This is a genomic window from Austwickia chelonae NBRC 105200 (genome assembly GCF_000298175.1).
Taxonomy (GTDB): Bacteria; Actinomycetota; Actinomycetes; order Actinomycetales; family Dermatophilaceae; genus Austwickia; species Austwickia chelonae.
Map to the genome: position 1 here is coordinate 99,421 of NZ_BAGZ01000016.1, position 17,861 is coordinate 117,281.

The following is a 17,861-nucleotide window of genomic DNA, read 5'->3' on the forward strand; positions in this document are numbered from 1 at the left end:
ATCTTTTTCGCGGTAGAGGGGGTCAGGACCATGAGCCTCGGACGAGTCCGATCATGGCTTCGACTCCGGCGGCATTGGGGTGGACGCCGTCGGGGAGCAGGATGTCGACGTTGTCCGCCCGCCCGCGGAAGAGTCCGTCCCAGGGGATGATCGTCAGGTGGGGGGTGCGGGCGGCTCGTCGAGTGAGGACCTGGTTGATCCATTCGGTATTGCGTTCGTCGGCGGCGGAGCGGGGGCTGGACGGGCGCCGGGAGTCGAAGGTGCTGACCCAGAAGATGCGTCGTTCCGGTCCGATGGCTTCGATGATCCGTTCCATCTGCGGTTCGAACAGCGGCGGGTTGAAGATGTCGTTGGTCCCGGACATGACGATGATCCGTGGGGGCAGGCCGTAGCGGTGTTTCAGGTCGAGGAGTGCGTTGGCGGTGCCTTCGGTGGCCCGTCCGGGCCAGGTGTCGTGGACGCAGGAGCCGATGTTGTCCTGGCGTAGGTGGTCGACGAGGTCGCGGATGACGAAGGTGGCGATGGAGTCGCCGATGACGAGGCAGCCGGTGGGATCGGACACGGCGCGGCGGAAGTCTTCGGCGGGCGAGACCTCACGGGTGAATTTTCCGTAGTCGCTGTGGAATCCGCTGCCGTAGTCGTGTTCGGGGTGTCGGATGATCACGGCGTCGGGGTCGCCGTCGGGGGGTCGGTGGGGGTTCGTACCGGTCGAGGGCGGGCGAGGTTGTTCGGTGCCATAGCTGGGTGCGCGCCCGTCGCCGGACAGGAGGGTGGACGCCGAGACCTTGCTGCCCGAGGCGGAGGTGACCGTGGTGGGGCCGACTGAGCGCGGCCCGGTGGCGGGGGTGATGGCATCGGCCTGGTCGCTGCGGAGGAGGTGGCTGCCGGTCACGGCTGCGGCAGTTCCCAGGCAGAGCGAGAGGACGACGGTGAGGGCCGTCGTACGTGTCCTCAGTGTCTTCATCGTGCGGCTCCTGAGCGTCCACGGGGCGGCTCGTCCTTCGACGATAAGCACATTCCTGTCGAAAGGGGCGAAAAGGACACACGGGGGAATCGGCCGGGCCAGGGGTCAGGCGGCCCAACGGTTCGTCCCGGGCTGCCGATCACCGGGGACACCTCGCCGGTGCGCCTCTGCGTCAGTGTTGTTCGACTGTTTTGGACGGATGACTCAGACAGGGGTCCACGTGGTCGATAGGGGGTACGGCGCCCGTCAGGGGAAGGCGGGCGCGACATCCAGGGGAACCGGCGGCGACTTCGCCGGCGACATTCACGATGGGGAGAGAACGACGATGGACGCCTTCGAGGCCATGACCGATGCCGCACCGATCCGCCCGGCGGATGTTTCCGGCGGGCATCACCACCCTGCGCAGCTGACGATGCGAGGCGAGGACATCTTGCGCGACTACCTCGGGGCCTGCCCCACCTGTCTGGGGTGGAACGATCCCACCGCCGAGGCCGACGAGCGGGTCGCCGCTCCGGGACGCCCGGTGTGCCCGACATGCGGGCTGGCTTCCGTGGAGTGGGATCTGGCGGCCGAGGCCCACGGGATCCTCGATCGTTGGCGCCGCTGGGAGGCATTGGACGCGGCGGTCTTCGGTGAGGAATGACGGGCGTCCGACCTGGTCAGAGACCTTCAAGACTTAGTAAACATCGCAGCTGACTGCTTGGTCCCGCGGCGGGGAAGGCGATGGGACCTATGTCACCGGTACACCGCCGTTCACACCCTCAGGCATCCCGTCTCCGCGCCGCGGAGGACGGGTGGACCTCGAACGGCCGACGGTGTCTCCCAGGATTTCAGCCCGAACGTCAGGAGGACGACCATGACCGTTGCACCAGGTTCAGACCGCATCCCAGCCGTCGCTGCGCCCGAGTGCGTGGGCTTCGAGGCTGCGCAGCCCGCCGGGCTCGATGTGCTGACACCGTGCCGAGATCATGAGTCCCTTCCGTCGATCCAGGATCCGGAGCTGGTCGAGGTCGACCCTGCGGTCGAGGCGCAGGACGGCGCACCCGAGGTCCACCTGTGCCCGACCTGTCTGGTGCCCAGCGGGGGCGACGCCGATCTTCGTCCCGCAGTGGAATTCCCCGGGGTGGAGCCTCGGTTGTGTCCGGACTGCGAGGTCCCGTCGGTGGACTACGCCCTGTCGATGGCGATCGAGGAACTGGTCGACGAGGCCGAGCGGTGGGATGTGCTCGACGCCGCGGTCTGGTTCGCCCCTTGAGAGTGGCGTCCGACGCGACTGCGTCAGGAGGCACGTGGTGGGAACGGGGGTGACCCCCGCTGCTCGCCGATGTGCGATGAAGGCCCCGGGTCGGTTCCGGGGCCTTCATCATGTCCGGGGTGCGGGTCGCTGCCGGGGCGGGTGCCGGTTCTCGGGGACGCAGAATGCACCGGAAGGTCAACAGAAGGTCAAGTCTCTCGTCGGAGGGGCGTAAAGAGCCTCCCACCTGGGGCTTTGCATTCTGCAGCCCAGGTCTTGTCCAGGTGTTTGCCTCGAGAAAGTAAATAAGTTCAAGTCTTCTTAAAGACCCATCGTCGCAGCTCACCCGCGGTACCCCTGGGCCGACTGGGATGGCGTCAGGAACGAACGCACCGACCAACACCAGGGGAACACCATGGACGCCAACGCCAGCGCGACACTCAGCCGGAGCACCCACCGCCGCCGCACCGCAGCGACCACCTGCCGTCAGAACACGACCCAGAACCAGCAGCTCGCGGTGAACGCGCTGGAGAGCATGCCCGCCTCCACCTGCCCCACCTGTCTGGCCGCGACCACTCCAGCATTGGACGCCCTGCCCGGCAGCACCCACCCCGGTGTCACGGCTCAGACCTGCCCCACCTGCGGGGACGCCTCGATCGAATACGGTCTGATGACGGCCATCGACACCATCGTCAACCAGTTGAACGGGTTGGACCGTCTCGAGCAAGCACTCTGAGACCGGCGACGGTGAGTCCGCGTTCGACCGCCTCGACAGCACGGAAGATCCACATCCACGACGGGGGAAGTCGGGGGACATCTCTTCGTCGACATGCCTCGAACGGGCTCGGATGGCCAGGAGGAGCAGCCTCTGGCCATCCGAGCCCGTTCGGTGCCCGTCCCCCGTCGCGGGCCTGATAACGACCGGAAGGTCGCCCGCCGGATTCCCTGTCACCCGGCGGAACCAGTGTCCAGGCAGGACGCCTGTCCCGGCCAGTGAACCGCGGGAGATTCAACTCTTCGACGGCGCCTTGGACGAGGGATCTAGACGAAAGTCTAGGAGAACGAAAATCGCTGTTAATCAGGCAGTTTCAGGCGGAGCGATCGGCAGCTTGGCCACCACCACCCACCGCCCCTGCTCCGGACCGGCCGTGAGCTCCCCGCCCAGCAGCGACAGCCTCTCCTCCAAGCCCGACAGACCCAACCTGGTCGACGGAAAAGCCTGCTCCGGATCCTGACCGAAACCGTCATTGGTGACCCGCACCGACAACGTACCCTCATCCCGACGCACCGACAGCGTGACCGACGAACCCGCCGGAGAATGCTTCAACACATTCGTCGAGGACTCCCGCAACACCTGCTCCGCCGCCAACTCCACACTCCGCGGCAGCTCACCCGCCACGACATCGACCTCGACCGGATGCCCCAACCTCCGCAGATGCTCCACCACCCCGTCGACGACCTCCTGCAAAGACAGGTCCTCCGCACAGGACACCTCGGAAACCGCCTCGCTGGACCGCAGCACCTGCAACAGACGCTTCAACTCGTCCAAGGCCGCCCGAGACGTCCGCTCGATCGAATCCCGCGCCGACTCGACCGACTCCTGATCCTGCGCCAACCGCATCACCGAAGCCTGCATCGCGATGATCGTCAACTCGTGCGCCACCACATCATGCAGTTCCCGAGCCAGCAACGCGCGCTCCCGTTGTCGCGCCGTCGACAACAAAGCCGCCTTCTCCTCAGCAGCCCAACGACAGCGCACCGTCGCCCCCACATATCCGCCGACCCCCGCCGTGATCGCCACCGCAGGGAACTCCGCGAAGAGCACCATCCCCGTCCCCGACGGATTCGCCACCACCGTGATGATCCGCAACGGAAGATAGATCGCCACCCCCACCAGGACGAGATTGCGCTCACCCCGGAAAGCCGCATCCGCGATCGCCAACGCACCGGTCACCGTCAGACAGGTCTGAGAAGGCACCGACAGCATCGGCATCGCCAAGGACGACATGTGCACCAGGGCCGCAACCACCAGGCAGCACAGATTGAACCAATGACAGCGCAGGACCACCCCGACGATCGCCGCCGAGATCAACAACGAACAACCGATCACTCCCAGCTGCCCGGTCAACGGCAACGAACCGGTGAGCACCCGACGGGTATCGTCCAGGAACGACAGAGCGGCGAAAGCGATGACGACCGGGCCCGTCCAGTGCGACCGACCCCGCGGTGCCCCAGCGAAACCGAAGGGTAGGCGCATCCGTGGGCTCCTCAGGGCAATGGGAAACTACCGACCATGGCGGCGCGCGGTGACCCCACAGGAGGCTAGTCCAGCCAGGTAGTGCTGACAAGCAGAGATCATGGGGCAGACACGTCCGCCGACGCACAGAACGACCACGACGAACAGTCACGACCCCGCGCACTCGCCCCCAGGAAGGCACATGACAACGACTCAGGTACTCATCGTCGACGACCAAGAGCTGATGCTGCAGGCTTTGAAGGTCTTCGTCGGCCAGGCCGAGGACATGACGGTCGTGGGCGATGCCCGCAACGGCGTCGAAGCCGTGGAACGCTGCCGGGAACTACGCCCCGACGTCGTCCTCATGGACCTGCACATGCCGCTGCTCAACGGCGTCGACGCCACCCGCCGCATCCTCGCCGAACAACCCCGCATCAAAGTCATCGCCGTCACCACCTTCGCCGGCCCCGAAGCGATCGTGCCCGCCCTGTGCGCCGGAGCCAGCGGATATCTGCTGAAGGACAGCGAACCCGAACTCCTCGTCCGGTCCATCCGCGAGGTCATCGCCGGGCACAACGCCCTGTCCCCCGCCATCACCGCCGCACTGGTCGACTCCCTCAGACACTCCCCCGACCCCCGCCGTCACCTGCCCGCCCGGATCGCCCCCGACAGCCCGGCCGCGATGCTCACCCCCCGCGAACGCGAAGCCCTCGACCTGCTCGCCGAGGGGATGTCCAATGCCGAGATCTCCGCCGAGCTGTACATCAGCGAAGCCGCAGTGAAATCCCGCCTGGGCACCCTCGCCCAGAAGCTGGGCGTCTCCAGCCGGGTGCAGATCCTCGTCCACGCCTGCGAACTCGGCCTCGTACAACCGCGTCTACGCCGGACGGAAGGACATGTCCGGGGAACTTCCCGCCCACCCAGGACGTGAACGAGACGATCCCCGCGAAGACCTCACCCCCGGCCGAAGACCCACGAGGTGTCCGACCGTGACCCGACATGACCTCTCCGCATGGCTGACACGCCACCCGATGGCCGGCGACGCCTGCTGGATGGCCCTGTACGCGCCGGTGGTCCTGCTCGGCACCCTCAGCGAACTGGGCGGACCGAGCCGCGAACGATGGTGGGTCCCCTTCTGGTGCGCGCTGATCCTCGTCCCCATGTTGTGGCGACGCCGCTTCCCCGAACTCCTGGCGATGGGCGCCATCCTCGCCCACCTGGTCCAGATGGCGGTGATGAACGGGCCCAGCATCCTCAACCTGCTGATCCTCACCTGCGTCTACTCCCTGGCCGCCTACAGCAAGAGCCCCCACTACCGATGGTGGCTCCTCGCCGCCATGCCCGTCATCGCCGCCGAGACCTACGACTGGGCCTTCCACCACGAATACCAGGGCGACCACTCCGAGATGTCGGACCTCAAGATCTGGCTGATCACCGCCCTCACCGTGATGGCCGTCGTCGGCACCTTCTGGGTCATGGGCGAACTGTCCCGCCACCGGATGGAGAACATCCAGGCACTCCGGGAACGAGCCGAATACCTCGAACGCGAACGGGACCAACGCGCCAGACTCGCCGCCCAGGATGAACGGGCCCGCATCGCCCGGGAGATGCACGACGTCGTGGCCCACAGCCTGTCCGTGATCGTCGTCCAAGCCGACGGCGGTACCTATGCGGCCAGCCACGGGTCCGCCCCGGAGAAACAGACCGAAGTGGCCGTGAGCGCCTTACGGACCATCGCGGAGACAGCACGAGAAGCCCTCTCGGAGACCAGACGTCTCGTCGGCGTCCTCCGCCGGGACGACGACGAGACGGAATACACCCCGCAGGCCACCCTCGCCCAGGTCGAGGAACTGGTCGAACGGCTCCGCAGCGCCGGCATCAGCACCACCTACCTCATCGAGGGCGACCCCGAGTCGCACCCGCCGCTGTCCGCCGGCGCCGAAATGGCCGCCTACCGGGTCATCCAGGAAGCACTGACCAATGCGATGAAACACGGCGGCCCGGAGATCGAGGTCGCCGTGACCGTCAGCCATCAGGAGAGAGGAGTCATGCTCACCGTGCGGGACAATGGCCTCGGATCGCAAAGCGGCGCGGACACCGACGGCCAGGGACACGGCCTGATCGGTATGACCGAACGGATCACCTCATACGGCGGGAAGATCCTGGCCCGTGACCGGCTCAGCGGCGGTTTCGAGGTCGTCGCCACGATCCCCACGGACGGACGCACGAGGACATGAGGAGAACACCATGATTCGGCTGCTGATCGCCGACGACCAAGCCCTCGTCCGGGCAGGTTTCCGCATGGTGCTGGACGCCCAGTCGGACATGGAGATCGTCGGTGAGGTCGGCAACGGTCGAGAAGCCGTGGACGCGGTCCTGTCCGCCGACGAGAACGCCCCGTCCATCGACATCGTGCTGATGGACATCCGGATGCCCGTGATGGACGGCGTCGAAGCCACCCGGTTGATCACCGCGTCCTCGCAGGTCAGAGTGCTCGTCCTGACCACCTTCGATCTCGACGAATATGTCTACGCCGGGCTGAAGGCCGGCGCCTCCGGTTTCCTCCTCAAGGACGCCGGGCCGGAAGAACTCCTCACCGCGGTCCGCGCCGTCCACTCCGGAGACGCCGTCGTCGCCCCCAGCGCGACCCGACGACTGCTCGCCAGGGTCGTGCCCGGCCTGCCCATCACCGTCGAGGAGATGCGTTCCCCCGACGAACGTCTCGCCCTGCTCACCGAACGTGAACGGGAAGTGCTCACCGCCGTCGGCAGAGGCCTGTCCAATGCCGAGATCTCCGCGGCCCTCTTCGTCACCGAAGCCACCGTGAAATCCCACATCGGACGGATCCTCGCGAAGCTCTCCCTGCGCGACCGGGTCCAGATGGTCGTCCTCGCCTACGACACAGGGCTGGTCCGACCCGCCTGTTGATCCCCCGGTCCACCTCCGGGCGCCGCCGTCTACGACCACAGTCGTAGGCCACAGTTCGCGCCCACGGTTGATCCGGTGGCGGGTGCGTCCTCTATAGCGTCGACCGGGCACCACCATGCTCGTCAGACGCCACGGAGAAACCATGCCGATATCCCACCGCCCGATGGCGGTCCGCACCGAGAACCTGATGAAACGTTACGGTTCCGGGGAGAACGCCGTCACCGCCCTCGACCACGTCAGCGTCGAGATCGAATCCGGAGCCTTCACCGCCATCATGGGTCCTTCCGGGTCGGGCAAGTCCACCCTGATGCACGTGGCAGCAGGGCTCGACGAGGCCACGTCCGGCCGGTCGTGGATCGGGGACACCGAGATCACCGGGCTCTCCGACGACGACCTGACCCGGCTGCGCCGCGACCGGGTCGGCTTCATCTTCCAGGCGTTCAACCTGATGCCCACCCTGGACGCCCGCGCCAACATCCTCCTCCCGCTCAAACTGGCCGGCCGCAAGGTCGACCAGGAGCTCTTCGACCAGGTCGTGTCGGTCCTGGGCATCGACGGCCGCCTGGGCCACCGTCCTTCCCAGATGTCCGGCGGGCAGCAGCAGCGGGTCGCCGTCGCCCGGGTACTGGTCGCCCAACCCCAGGTGATCTTCGCCGACGAACCGACCGGCGCCCTGGACTCGGCATCGGGCAACGCCCTCCTGGAGTTCCTGGCCCGCAGCGTCTACGAGCTGGGACAGACCATCGTGATGGTCACCCACGACGCGCACGCCGCGTCGTACACCGACCGGGTGATCACCCTGGCCGACGGCCGGATCCGCTCGGACGTCCACCAACAGCCCACCAACGGACAACTGTCCGAACTCGGACTCTGGACGGCCTGAACCCGTGTTCGCACAACCACGCCGCCTGATATCGGCGGGCATCGCGATCGTCCTGGGGGTCGCCTTCGTCGCGGCCGCCCTGATCCTGGGCAGCACCTTCCAGGCGTCCTTCCACAAGGTGGCGGCGAAGGACGTCGGCGACTCGACGGTCGTCGTCTCCGCCAAACCGGGTGAGGACCCGGCCACCTCAGGCATCTCCAAGGACTTCGTCGAACAGCTCAAGAAGGTCCCCGGGGTCGATTCGGTCCGGGCCAAGATGGAGGTCGACCTCCAGCAGGAACTGGACGGCCGCGAGGGCACCACCACCGGACGCAGCCTCCCCCGCGACGGCGAGGACGCCACCCTCTCCTCGGGCCGTCTGCCGTCCGCTACCGGTGAGGTCGTGGTCAGCCACAGTCTGGCCAAGAGCCGCCAGGTGAAACTGGGCCAGGAGATCACCCTCTTCGGGGAGACCCAGCAGCCCGCCAAGGTCCGCGTCGTCGGGATCTTCGCCGAACGGCAGGGCGCGGAGAAGCTCTACGCCTCCGTGTACGCGAGTGACGCCGACCTGGCCACGTGGAGCGGCAAGGACCGTTTCCAGAACGCCTACGTCATGGCGCCCTCGGTGGACCAGGCGACGCTCCGCGACCAGGTGAAGAAACTCTCCGGCGCATCCTCCTTGCAGATCAGGACCGGCCAGGAGGAGATCAAGGAACGCATGAAGGTCCTGTCGTCGGCGGGCAAGATCGTGACCGGTCTGCTCCTGGGCTTCGCGGCGATCTCCGTCCTGGTCAGCTCCATCGTCATCGCGAACACCTTCTCCATCCTGATCGCACAGCGGATCCGGGAACTCGCGCTGCTGCGGTGCATCGGCGCCACCCGCCGCCAGGTCTTCGGGTCGGTGCTCAAGGAGGCCGTGGCGCTCTCCACCGTGGCCTCGCTCGTGGGCATCCTGCTCGGCTTCGGCGCCGTCGGACTGGTGTCCTTGCTCTCCCAGGAGATGGGCGTCGAGTTCCACGGCATCCATTTCTCCGCGACCGATCTGCTCGTCCCGCTGTTCGTCGGGGTGACGGTGACGACGCTGTCCGCGGTTCTCCCGGCCCGTCAGGCGACCAAGGTGGCACCGATGGCCGCCCTGCGCCCGCAGATCGAACCGTTGAAGAAGTCCCGCAGCGGGAAGATCCGGATCTCCGTGGGCGTGCTCTTCGCCCTGGGCGGATTCGCCATGGTGGCCGGAGGCGCCTCCGCCGGGGAGGCGGCCTGGGCCGGCGGGGGTGCTGCGCTCTCCCTGATCGGCGTGATCATGCTGGGCGCGCTCGTCGTGCCTGCGATGGCCGGCCTGATCGGTGTGCTCCCGAGCCGCTTCGGAGGGATCCCGGGGCAGTTGGCGGTCGACAATGCCCGCCGGAATCCGTCCCGGTCCGCGGCGACCTCCAGTGCGCTCCTGGTCGGGGTCACCCTGATCACCCTGTTGACGGTGAGCATCACCAGCGCGCAGCAGATCATCGAACAGGAACTCGACAAGGTGACTCCGGTCGACGTCATCGTCACCTCGGCAGGGGGGAATATCCCGGCCTCCGCGGCGGACAAGGTCCGCAACGTATCCGGTGTCACCACGGTGAGCTCGCCGCTCATGGCGCAGGTGAAACTCCAGGGCAAGAACGCGAAGGGCGTGGAGACCAGCACCGACCGCGAACTGTTCGGGGTCTCCGCGGAGAACGGCAAGGCCTCCCGCGCTGCCGAGGTGTTCTCCGACCTGAAGGACGGGGTCGTCATCCTGCCGTCGGAGGACGGCTTCAAGGACGGTTCCACCATCTCCGTGAAGGGCCCGGACGGCCGGTCGGTCTCCTTGACGACGCTAGTCCGACCCCGCAGCGGCGACCTGGCGATCGTCACGGAGAGCACGCTGCGTCAGCTGACCCCCAAGGCGCAGAACGTGCTCTGGGCCCGGTATGCCGACGGGACCGACACCGCGGTCGCCCAGGAACGGATCAGCGAGGCCCTCAAGGGGGTGCCCGCGGTGCAGATCGGTGGCGCGGCCGCCTTGCGCGCCCAGTTCGACACGGTGGTGCAGATGCTGCTCGCGTTGGCTACCGGGATGCTGGGGGTGTCCGTGTTGATCGCCCTGGTGGGGATCAGCAACACCTTGAGTCTGTCCGTGCTGGAACGCACCCAGGAGTCCGGTCTGCTGCGCGCGCTGGGCATCACCCGGCGCCAGCTCCGGCGCATGTTGGGGGTGGAGGCTGTGCTTCTGGCCTCGGTCGGGGTCGTCCTGGGTCTGGTCCTGGGGACCTTCTACGGGTTCTCGCTGCTTCAGGCGGCGGTGGGTGACAAGGTGGACGTCCCGTTGAATCTGCCGTGGGGCACTCTCCTGGGGGTGACGGTGGTGGCTCTTCTCGCCGGGTGGGCGGCTTCCGTCCTTCCGGGGAGGCGGGCGGCGAAGGTTCCGCCGAGCGCGGCGCTGGCCGCGGAGTAGGTCTCCGGTCTGTTGGAGGGGGGAGGACACGGTCGGTGTCCTCCCCCCCTTCGTCGTCCGGGTGCGGGTCAGCCTCGTTCGGCGCGGATGTGTCCGACGAGTCGTCCCAGGACGTCTTCCAGGGTCACGATCCCTCGTAGTTCGCCGCGGTCGGGGTCGACCTGGCCGGGGGTTTCGTCGGGGGCGAGGTCGACGCTGCGGACCTGGGCGATGTGCACCTGGGAGCTCTTCATCGCTTCCAGGAGGGTGCGCAGGCTGGCGTTCTGTTCGACGGCGGGCAGCGGGCGGACCACGTCGGCGACGAGGGTCTTGTCGAGGGACTCCGGGTCGGCGGTGATGACGTCCTTCAGGTGGATGTAGCCGATGTAGCCGGCGCCGTCCGGGGAGAGCACCGGGAGACGTGAGTATCCGGTGTCGGCGGCGATGGTCTCGATGTCGGCGCAGCTCTGTCCGAGGCGGGCGCTGGCGACCCGGTCTGCGGGGATGAGCGCTGCGGTGACGGTGTCCTCGTCGAAGTGCAGGGCTCCGGCCAGCAGGGCTTTCTCCTTGTCGTCGAGCAGTCCTTCCTCGGCGGCTTCGTCGACCATGGCCTGGACCTGTTCGCGGGTGAAGGCGCTGGCGACCTCGTCCTTGGGGGTGACTCGGACGAGGCGCAGGATCCCGTTGGCGAGGGCGTTGAGGGCGATCACGAAGGGGCCGAGGATCTTGGTGACGACCACGAGTGGGGGGACCAGCCAGAGCGCGGCCTTGTCCGGTCCGGCCAGGGCGATGTTCTTGGGGATCATCTCGCCGAGGACGACGTGCAGGTAGACCACGATCAGCAGGGCGAGGACGAAGGCCACCGGGTGGACGAGGTGGGTGTCGACCCCCAGTGCCAGGAAGGGTGCTTCGATCAGGTGGGCGAGGGCCGGTTCGGCGACGGCGCCCAGTCCGAGGGAGGCCAGGGTGATGCCCAGTTGGGCGGTGGCCAGCATGAGCGAGACGCGTTCCATGGCGCCGAGGACGACTCGTGCGGGGGCCGATCCGGCGTGGGCTTGGGGTTCGATGGCGCTACGACGTGCGGAGATCACGGCGAATTCGGCTCCGACGAAGAAGGCGTTGAGCAGGAGGAGGAGCGTGGCGACGAGGAGCATGATCCAGTTGGTCATCGGCGGTCGTCCGTGGTCGGGGCGGTGGTGGCGGTGTTGTCGTCGTCGGGCAGGGCTTCTCCCACGTCGATGCGGACCCGGTCGACCCGTAGCGCGTCGAGGCCGGTGACGGTCAGGGATACCGGGTAGCGGCGGTGTTCTTCGTCCTCGCCGGTGACGTCGACGACGTCTCCTCGTTCGGCGAGGCGGTTGAGGCGGTCGACGATGAGCCCGGCGAGGGTTTCGTATTCGGCGTCCTCGGGCAGGAGTACCCCGGTGATCTCCTCGACCTCGTCGGGGCGGAGCAGCCCGGAGACCTCCCAGGTGCCGGGTCTGGTCTGTCGGGCGGTGACGGGGGTGTCGTGTTCGTCCTCGAGTTCGCCGGTGATCTCCTCGATGAGGTCTTCGAGGGTGACGATGCCGTCGACGCCGCCGTATTCGTCGATGACGACGGCGATCTGCTGCGATCCGTCGCGGAGGTCTCCCAGGAGGGAGTCCAGGTCGATGGATCCGGGGACGAGGACCGGGGTGTCCATGACGTCGGTGACGGCGACGCGGGAGCGGTCGGCTGCCGGTACCCGCAGTACCTGTCGGGTGGTGATGACGCCGACGACGCGGTCGGTCTCGGCGTCGAGGACGGGGAAGCGGGCGTGTCCGGTCTCGTGGACGTGTCCGACGACGTCGGCGACGCTGTCTCCGATGTGGACGAAGTCGACCCGGGTGCGCGGGGTCATCACGTCGCTGGCGCGGCGTTCGCCGAATTCGATGCTGCGTTGCACGAGTTCGGCGGTGTCTTCGGGGAGTGTCCCTTCGCGTGCCGAGCGGGCGACGAGGAAGTGGAGTTCTTCGGGGCTGCGGGCGCTGGCGAGTTCCTCGGTGGGTTCGATGCCCATGCGTCGCAGGGCTCGGTTGGCCGATCCGTTGAGCAGGGTGATCATCGGTTTGGTCGCGATGGTGAATCCGCGCATGGGGGCTTGTACGGCTCGCGCGGTGCGTTCGGGCAGGGCGATGGCGAGGTTCTTGGGGACGAGTTCCCCGAAGACCATGGTGAGGGTGGTGGAGAGCAGCATCGCCAGGGTCAGGGAGACGGCACGTGATCCGGCGCCGTCCAGTCCGAGGCGGCTCAGTCCGGGTGCGATGAGGGCGGCCAGCGCGGGTTCGGAGAGGAATCCGATGGCGAGATTGGTGATGGTGATCCCGAGTTGTGCGCCGGACAGCTGGGTGGAGAGGGTGCGTAGTGCGGCGAGCACTCCACGGGCGCCGGGGTCGCCTTCGGCTGCCCGACTTTCGACGTGGTTCCGGTCTACGGTCAGGAAGGCGAATTCTGCGGCCACGAACAGGCCACAGGCAGCGACGAGGATCAGGGACAACAGAAGGAGCGCGAGCTCGGTCATTTCTCCGCTTCGTGGCTGGTCCCGGGGGTGGATGTGCCGCCCGGGGCTCATCTTGACGATGAGGTGAAAGGCCTATTTTATGCAGCACCTCCGATGGGCACCAGTGTGTCCGATGAACGCCGGCTGGATGCGTCGCTGTTTTCCACGACGCCGGTCTCCGGGTGTTCTTCCTGTTCAACGGGCTTAGCCCGGGCGATCTCCTGCTTTTCTCCAAGAAACAACCCCGACATCCCCAAAAAATTCTACAAAAAGCGCAAAATTCATAGGGCAAGTACCGCAGGGAGGAGTTCCTGCCGCGTCAACACGCAAAAAATCTCATCATTCCGAAAGCCGTCCACAGGAGGGCGACACGATGAACAACGAACCTGGCGGTGAACCACACCAGCACTATCCACAGCAGCCCTATGGCATGCCTCCGCCTCAAGGACAGTGGGCGCCGCCACCGCCGCCACCGCCGAAAGTCCCGTTGTACAAGAAGAAACGTTTCCTGATTCCGCTCGGCCTCCTGGCAGCGCTGATCGGCTGGACCGCTGTCAACGGAAGCACAGGAACAACGAAGCAGGAGAAGGCTGCTGAATCTCCGGCCGGTCAACCGAAGGCTGCCCCGGAAGGCGCAGCAGTCGGTACTCCGGCCCGGGACGGCAAGTTCGAGTTCACCGCGAACAAAGCCACCTGCGGGATTACCTCGGTGGGCACCGAGTACATGAAGTCGAAAGCGCAAGGACAGTTCTGCGTCATCGACATCACCGTCAAGAATATCGGCGACAAGCCGCAGACATTCAGTGACAGCAACCAGAAGGCGTATATCGGCGAGACCCAGTTCAGCCCGTCGTCCAAGGCCATGTTCGATTATGCCCTCGAGAAGAAACTCGACTCGAGCAATTGGATCAAGGAGATCAACCCCGGAAACCAGATGCAGGTTCCTCTCCTGTTCGACATCCCCGCCGGGCAGAAACTGGAGAAAGTGAAATTGCACGATTCGATGTTCTCCGGAGGAGTGACCGTCAAACTCTGATTCCGGCCGGAGGGTGACCGGTCGTCCGATATCCGGTGGCAGGGCACCCTCCGGTTCTCGTGCGCCGCATTAGTCTGCGCCCATGGGATGCACCGAATTCGTCGCCGCCGCCGTCGACGATCTCTCTCTGCACGGCTGTTCCTGGTCACCCGCGGCTCCGGCTGACGCGCCGGACACGGACCCGTCCCGTGCGGTGGTGGTGATCGTGCACGGGATGGCGGAGCGCTGCCGCCGATACGCCTCCTTCGCCGAGGAACTGGCTGCGGCAGGGTTCGCGACCTATGCCTACGACCAGCGTGGCCACGGGCGTACCGCGGTGGCCAACGGGCGGCCCTTGGGCCATCTGGCCGACCGGGCGGGCTGGCCACTGCTGCTCGCCGATCTGGACGAGGTGGTACGCACCGCGTCCGCGCGCCATCCGGGACGACCGGTCTTCCTGTTCGGACACAGCATGGGCAGTCTCGTGGTCCGGGCCTATCTGCAGACCCATGGCGACGACCTGGCCGGGGCGGTGTTGTGCGGCACGGCCGGCGACCCGGGACCGAGCAGGTGGGCCGGGTTGGCGCTGGCCCGCTCCGAGGCTGCGTTACGGGGCCGTCAGGCCCGCTCGTCGACCCTGGACCGGTTGTTGTTCGGGTCGTTCAACCGTCCCTTCGAGCAGGGCCTTCCTCCGGAGCAGGTCACCGGTTTCGAGTGGCTCTCGACCTTGTCCCGGGAGGTGTCCGCCTATGTGGCCGATCCGTGGTGCGGTTTCGTGTGCACGACGCAGTTCTACGCGGATCTGTTGGCCGGGATCGGGCCGGTGCACGACCGGGCACGGGTGTCGGGGATGCCGCCGTGGCTGCCGATCCTCCTGATCGCCGGTTCCGACGACCCGGTGGGCGATGCCTGGCGGGGCGTCCTGCAGACCAAGCAGCTCCTCCGAGACTCGGGGGTGCGGGACGTCCGTTCCCAGCTGTATCGAGGGGCGAGGCACGAGATCCTGAACGATCGCTGTCGGGACCGGGTGGTCCGTGACGTGTTGGCCTGGTTGGACGAACAGGCCGGGGCGACCCCCCTGAATCCGGACGGGAGGGCGGGAGTAGGTTCCTGAACTGCAGTTCGTCCGCGTCGAGGAGGCAGTTCGTGGAACTTCCCCAGGGCTTGTCACGTGGGTCAGCAGGGTTCACCCGGGCCGTGGTGGCGGTGGTCTGTGCCGGGTTGGGTTCGTTCAATGCGTTGTACTGCACGCAGGCGTTGATGCCGGCGCTGACCGCCGACCTGGGGGCTGATCCGGCGCGGGCGTCGTTGGCGGTGAGTGCGACGACCGGTGTGATGGCGGCGGCGATCCTGCCGGCGTCGGTGCTCTCGGAGCGTTTCGGCCGGGGCCGGGTGATCATCCTGTCGGCGATCGCGGCCGCGGTGCTCGGCCTGGTTCTGCCCTGGGCTCCGACGATCTGGTGGTTGGTCGCCGGGCGGGCGGTGCAGGGTCTTCTGCTGGCGGGGGTTCCGGCGACGGCGATGGCGTGGCTGAGTGAGGAGATCCACGCGGATGACCTGTCCTGGGTGATGGGCCTGTATGTGGCGGGGACGACGGTCGGCGGGTTGTCCGGACGGTTGATCCCGGCGATGGCCCTGGATGTGACCTCGTGGTCGTGGGCTTTGTTCGCGACATCGTCGGTGGCTGCGCTCTGCGCCGGGGTGATGACGGCGGTGATGCCTGCTCAGCGGCGTTTTCGTCCGAAGAGTCTGCGTTGGCGGGAGGAGTCCCGGGCGTTGGCCAGGCATTGTCGGGACCGACGGTTGATGGGTCTGTTCGCGGTGGCCTTCGTGCTGATGGGGGTCTTCGTCTCGTTGTACAACTACCTGGGTTACCACTTGTTGGCCGAGCCGTTCGGGTTGAGTCAGACCGAGGTCGGGTCGATCTTTCTGCTCTATCTGTGCGGGACGGTGGCCTCTGCCCGGGCCGGTGTGTCGGCGGCGCGATTCGGTCGGCAGCGGGTGTTATTGGCCGGGGTCGGCCTGTGCCTGGCGGGCATGCCTGCGGTGCTGGTGGATTCCTTGTGGATGGTGCTCCTGGGGACGGCGGTGTTCACGACGGGTTTCTTCACGGTGCATTCGGTAGCTTCGGGGTGGGTGGGGGCGCTGGCGGTGCGGGACCGGGCGGAGGCCTCAGGGTTGTACCTGACGAGTTATTACCTGGGGAGTTCGGTGGTGGGTTACCTGTCGGGGGTCGTCTTCCACGCCTACGGGTGGCGGGCGCTGGTGGGGTGGTTGCTCGTGTTGATCGTGGCGGCCGGCGGCCTGGCGCTGTCGGAAGCGGTTCTGCTGCGTCCGCGGCGTGGGTCCGCATCTGTCGGTTGATCACCCGTGGTCGGCGGAACACCGTATGGCAACTTTTTTCACCAATTCTTGACCTTGGAATAACCCATCTATTTACTGAGTTTTCGCTGGATAATCGAGCGGATTGCGACGCTACGGACTTATCGGCCGCCCAGCCTTGCTTTATAGGCTCCACCTGGGACGAGTCGCAAATATGTTGTATTATCCCGTCCCGCCGTGGTTTTTCCATTCACACAGAATGCCCATCCCTGAAGAGGGCACTCTGAACGTCCGCGAACAATGCACTCAGTGCATTATTCGCGGCCCCTCGGAAAAGAGCATCCTTGTCAAAACACACTTTGCGCACGCTGATGGCCGGAACCTTCGCCGCCGCACTGGCCGCCGGAACCGTCATCGCCCCCGCCCACGCAGCACCCACCGCACCCGCGCCGTCCCACCAACGGCCGATCTACGCCATCGCCCACCGCGTCCTCACCACCGGAGGCGTCGACGACGCCCTGAAAATGGGCTACAACGCCCTTGAGGTCGACCTCACCGCCTGGAAGGCAGGCTGGTACGCCGACCACGACGGCACCCTCACCAGCAGAGGTGACACGGTCGAGCCGATGTTCAAACGCATCGCCCAGAACCGCAAGGACGGCCGGAACGTCAGCTTCGTCTGGCTCGACATCAAGAACCCGGACTTCTGCGACTCGCAGGTCCCCGCATGGAAACACTGCTCGGTAGCCCACCTGCAGAGCAAGGCCCGCGAGATCCTCGAACCCGTCGGCATCAAGGTCCTCTACGGGTTCTACAAGACCGTCGGCGGCGGCGGATGGAAGACCATCACCCAATCCCTGAACCAGAACGAAGCCGTCTCCGTCAGCGGGTCCTACGGCAGCGTCAAACAACAGTTCGACGAACACGGCAAGCACGTCCCGCCGAAGCAGCGGGTCGCCGACTACGGCCTGTTCAACATCGTCACCGGCTTCGGCGACTGCGGCGACAAAGCCAACAAGACGTGCAATGAACTACGCCGCTCCTCCCTCGCCCGGGACGCAGGTGAATTCGGCCGCACCTTCGCCTGGACCATCGCCAAGAACCAGCCCGACCACGTCCACGGTCTGCTCGCAGACGCCCACGTCGACGGCATGATCACCGGCTTCAAAGCGACACACTTCTACTACCACAGCCACACCGAGCAGGCACTGAAATCCGTCACCGACTGGGTCGGCAAACACCCCAGCACCCACCGGATGGCCACCAACGACGACAAACCCTGGTGACCCGGAACTGACCGGCGCCCCCTGAACCGACGGGGCGG

At 66.6% G+C, this 17,861-nt stretch carries 16 protein-coding genes; 12 read left to right on the forward strand and 4 right to left on the reverse strand.

From position 1 onward, the window contains the following. Positions 1-22 precede the first annotated feature (22 nt). Positions 23-964 carry a GDSL-type esterase/lipase family protein gene (locus tag AUCHE_RS11245; RefSeq protein WP_006503427.1) on the reverse strand — a complete coding sequence of 314 codons (942 nt, stop codon included), beginning with the start codon at positions 962-964 and terminating at the stop codon, positions 23-25. A 325-nt stretch (positions 965-1,289) separates the two neighbouring features. On the opposite strand from AUCHE_RS11245, the gene AUCHE_RS11250 reads away from it, so the two are divergent. From AUCHE_RS11250 to AUCHE_RS11260, 3 genes are all read left to right on the forward strand, one after another. Then, positions 1,290-1,607, forward strand: a complete 318-nt coding sequence (locus tag AUCHE_RS11250; RefSeq protein WP_040322274.1) for a hypothetical protein — start codon at positions 1,290-1,292, stop codon at positions 1,605-1,607. A 213-nt stretch (positions 1,608-1,820) separates the two neighbouring features. Beyond that, on the forward strand, positions 1,821-2,219 hold the full coding sequence (locus tag AUCHE_RS11255; protein ID WP_006503429.1) for a hypothetical protein: 399 nt from the start codon (positions 1,821-1,823) through the stop codon (positions 2,217-2,219). 394 nt (positions 2,220-2,613) lie between these two features. After that, positions 2,614-2,934, forward strand: coding sequence for a hypothetical protein (locus AUCHE_RS11260; RefSeq protein WP_006503430.1), 321 nt, complete (start codon positions 2,614-2,616; stop codon positions 2,932-2,934). Positions 2,935-3,276: 342 nt separating this feature from the next. Here the strand turns inward: AUCHE_RS11260 and AUCHE_RS15815 are convergent, their stop codons facing one another. Further along, positions 3,277-4,455, reverse strand: a complete 1,179-nt coding sequence (locus AUCHE_RS15815; RefSeq protein ID WP_006503431.1) for a sensor histidine kinase — start codon at positions 4,453-4,455, stop codon at positions 3,277-3,279. Positions 4,456-4,636: 181 nt separating this feature from the next. On the opposite strand from AUCHE_RS15815, the gene AUCHE_RS11270 reads away from it, so the two are divergent. From AUCHE_RS11270 to AUCHE_RS11290, 5 genes are all read left to right on the forward strand, one after another. Next, on the forward strand, positions 4,637-5,365 hold the full coding sequence (locus AUCHE_RS11270; protein ID WP_006503432.1) for a response regulator: 729 nt from the start codon (positions 4,637-4,639) through the stop codon (positions 5,363-5,365). A 58-nt stretch (positions 5,366-5,423) separates the two neighbouring features. Beyond that, a complete protein-coding gene (locus AUCHE_RS11275) occupies positions 5,424-6,671 on the forward strand; it encodes a DUF7134 domain-containing protein (protein WP_006503433.1) in 1,248 nt (415 codons plus the stop codon). 10 nt (positions 6,672-6,681) lie between these two features. Continuing rightward, positions 6,682-7,362: a response regulator transcription factor gene (locus AUCHE_RS11280; protein WP_006503434.1), complete on the forward strand. Its 681-nt coding sequence runs from the start codon at positions 6,682-6,684 to the stop codon at positions 7,360-7,362. Between the two features lie 142 nt (positions 7,363-7,504). Further along, positions 7,505-8,245, forward strand: coding sequence for an ABC transporter ATP-binding protein (locus AUCHE_RS11285; protein ID WP_040322275.1), 741 nt, complete (start codon positions 7,505-7,507; stop codon positions 8,243-8,245). Between the two features lie 4 nt (positions 8,246-8,249). Continuing rightward, positions 8,250-10,700 carry an ABC transporter permease gene (locus AUCHE_RS11290; RefSeq protein ID WP_006503436.1) on the forward strand — a complete coding sequence of 817 codons (2,451 nt, stop codon included), beginning with the start codon at positions 8,250-8,252 and terminating at the stop codon, positions 10,698-10,700. Between the two features lie 68 nt (positions 10,701-10,768). On the opposite strand, the gene AUCHE_RS11295 is transcribed toward AUCHE_RS11290, so the two are convergent. Further along, positions 10,769-11,848, reverse strand: a complete 1,080-nt coding sequence (locus tag AUCHE_RS11295; RefSeq protein WP_006503437.1) for a hemolysin family protein — start codon at positions 11,846-11,848, stop codon at positions 10,769-10,771. Then, complete coding sequence (locus AUCHE_RS11300) at positions 11,845-13,221, reverse strand: hemolysin family protein (protein ID WP_006503438.1); 1,377 nt, start codon at positions 13,219-13,221, stop codon at positions 11,845-11,847. Before AUCHE_RS11300 ends, AUCHE_RS11295 begins: the two co-directional genes overlap by 4 nt. A 352-nt stretch (positions 13,222-13,573) precedes the next feature. On the opposite strand from AUCHE_RS11300, the gene AUCHE_RS11305 reads away from it, so the two are divergent. From AUCHE_RS11305 to AUCHE_RS11320, 4 genes are all read left to right on the forward strand, one after another. Further along, the gene (locus tag AUCHE_RS11305; protein ID WP_006503439.1) at positions 13,574-14,236 is read left to right on the forward strand and encodes a DUF4352 domain-containing protein; all 663 of its coding nucleotides are present in this window, start codon (positions 13,574-13,576) and stop codon (positions 14,234-14,236) included. Positions 14,237-14,318: 82 nt separating this feature from the next. Beyond that, positions 14,319-15,329 carry an alpha/beta hydrolase gene (locus tag AUCHE_RS11310; RefSeq protein WP_006503440.1) on the forward strand — a complete coding sequence of 337 codons (1,011 nt, stop codon included), beginning with the start codon at positions 14,319-14,321 and terminating at the stop codon, positions 15,327-15,329. Positions 15,330-15,361: 32 nt separating this feature from the next. Continuing rightward, positions 15,362-16,579, forward strand: a complete 1,218-nt coding sequence (locus AUCHE_RS11315; protein WP_006503441.1) for an MFS transporter — start codon at positions 15,362-15,364, stop codon at positions 16,577-16,579. Between the two features lie 302 nt (positions 16,580-16,881). Beyond that, positions 16,882-17,823 (forward strand): PI-PLC domain-containing protein, encoded by a 942-nt coding sequence (locus AUCHE_RS11320; RefSeq protein WP_006503442.1) that lies wholly within the window; start codon positions 16,882-16,884, stop codon positions 17,821-17,823. Positions 17,824-17,861: the final 38 nt, after the last annotated feature.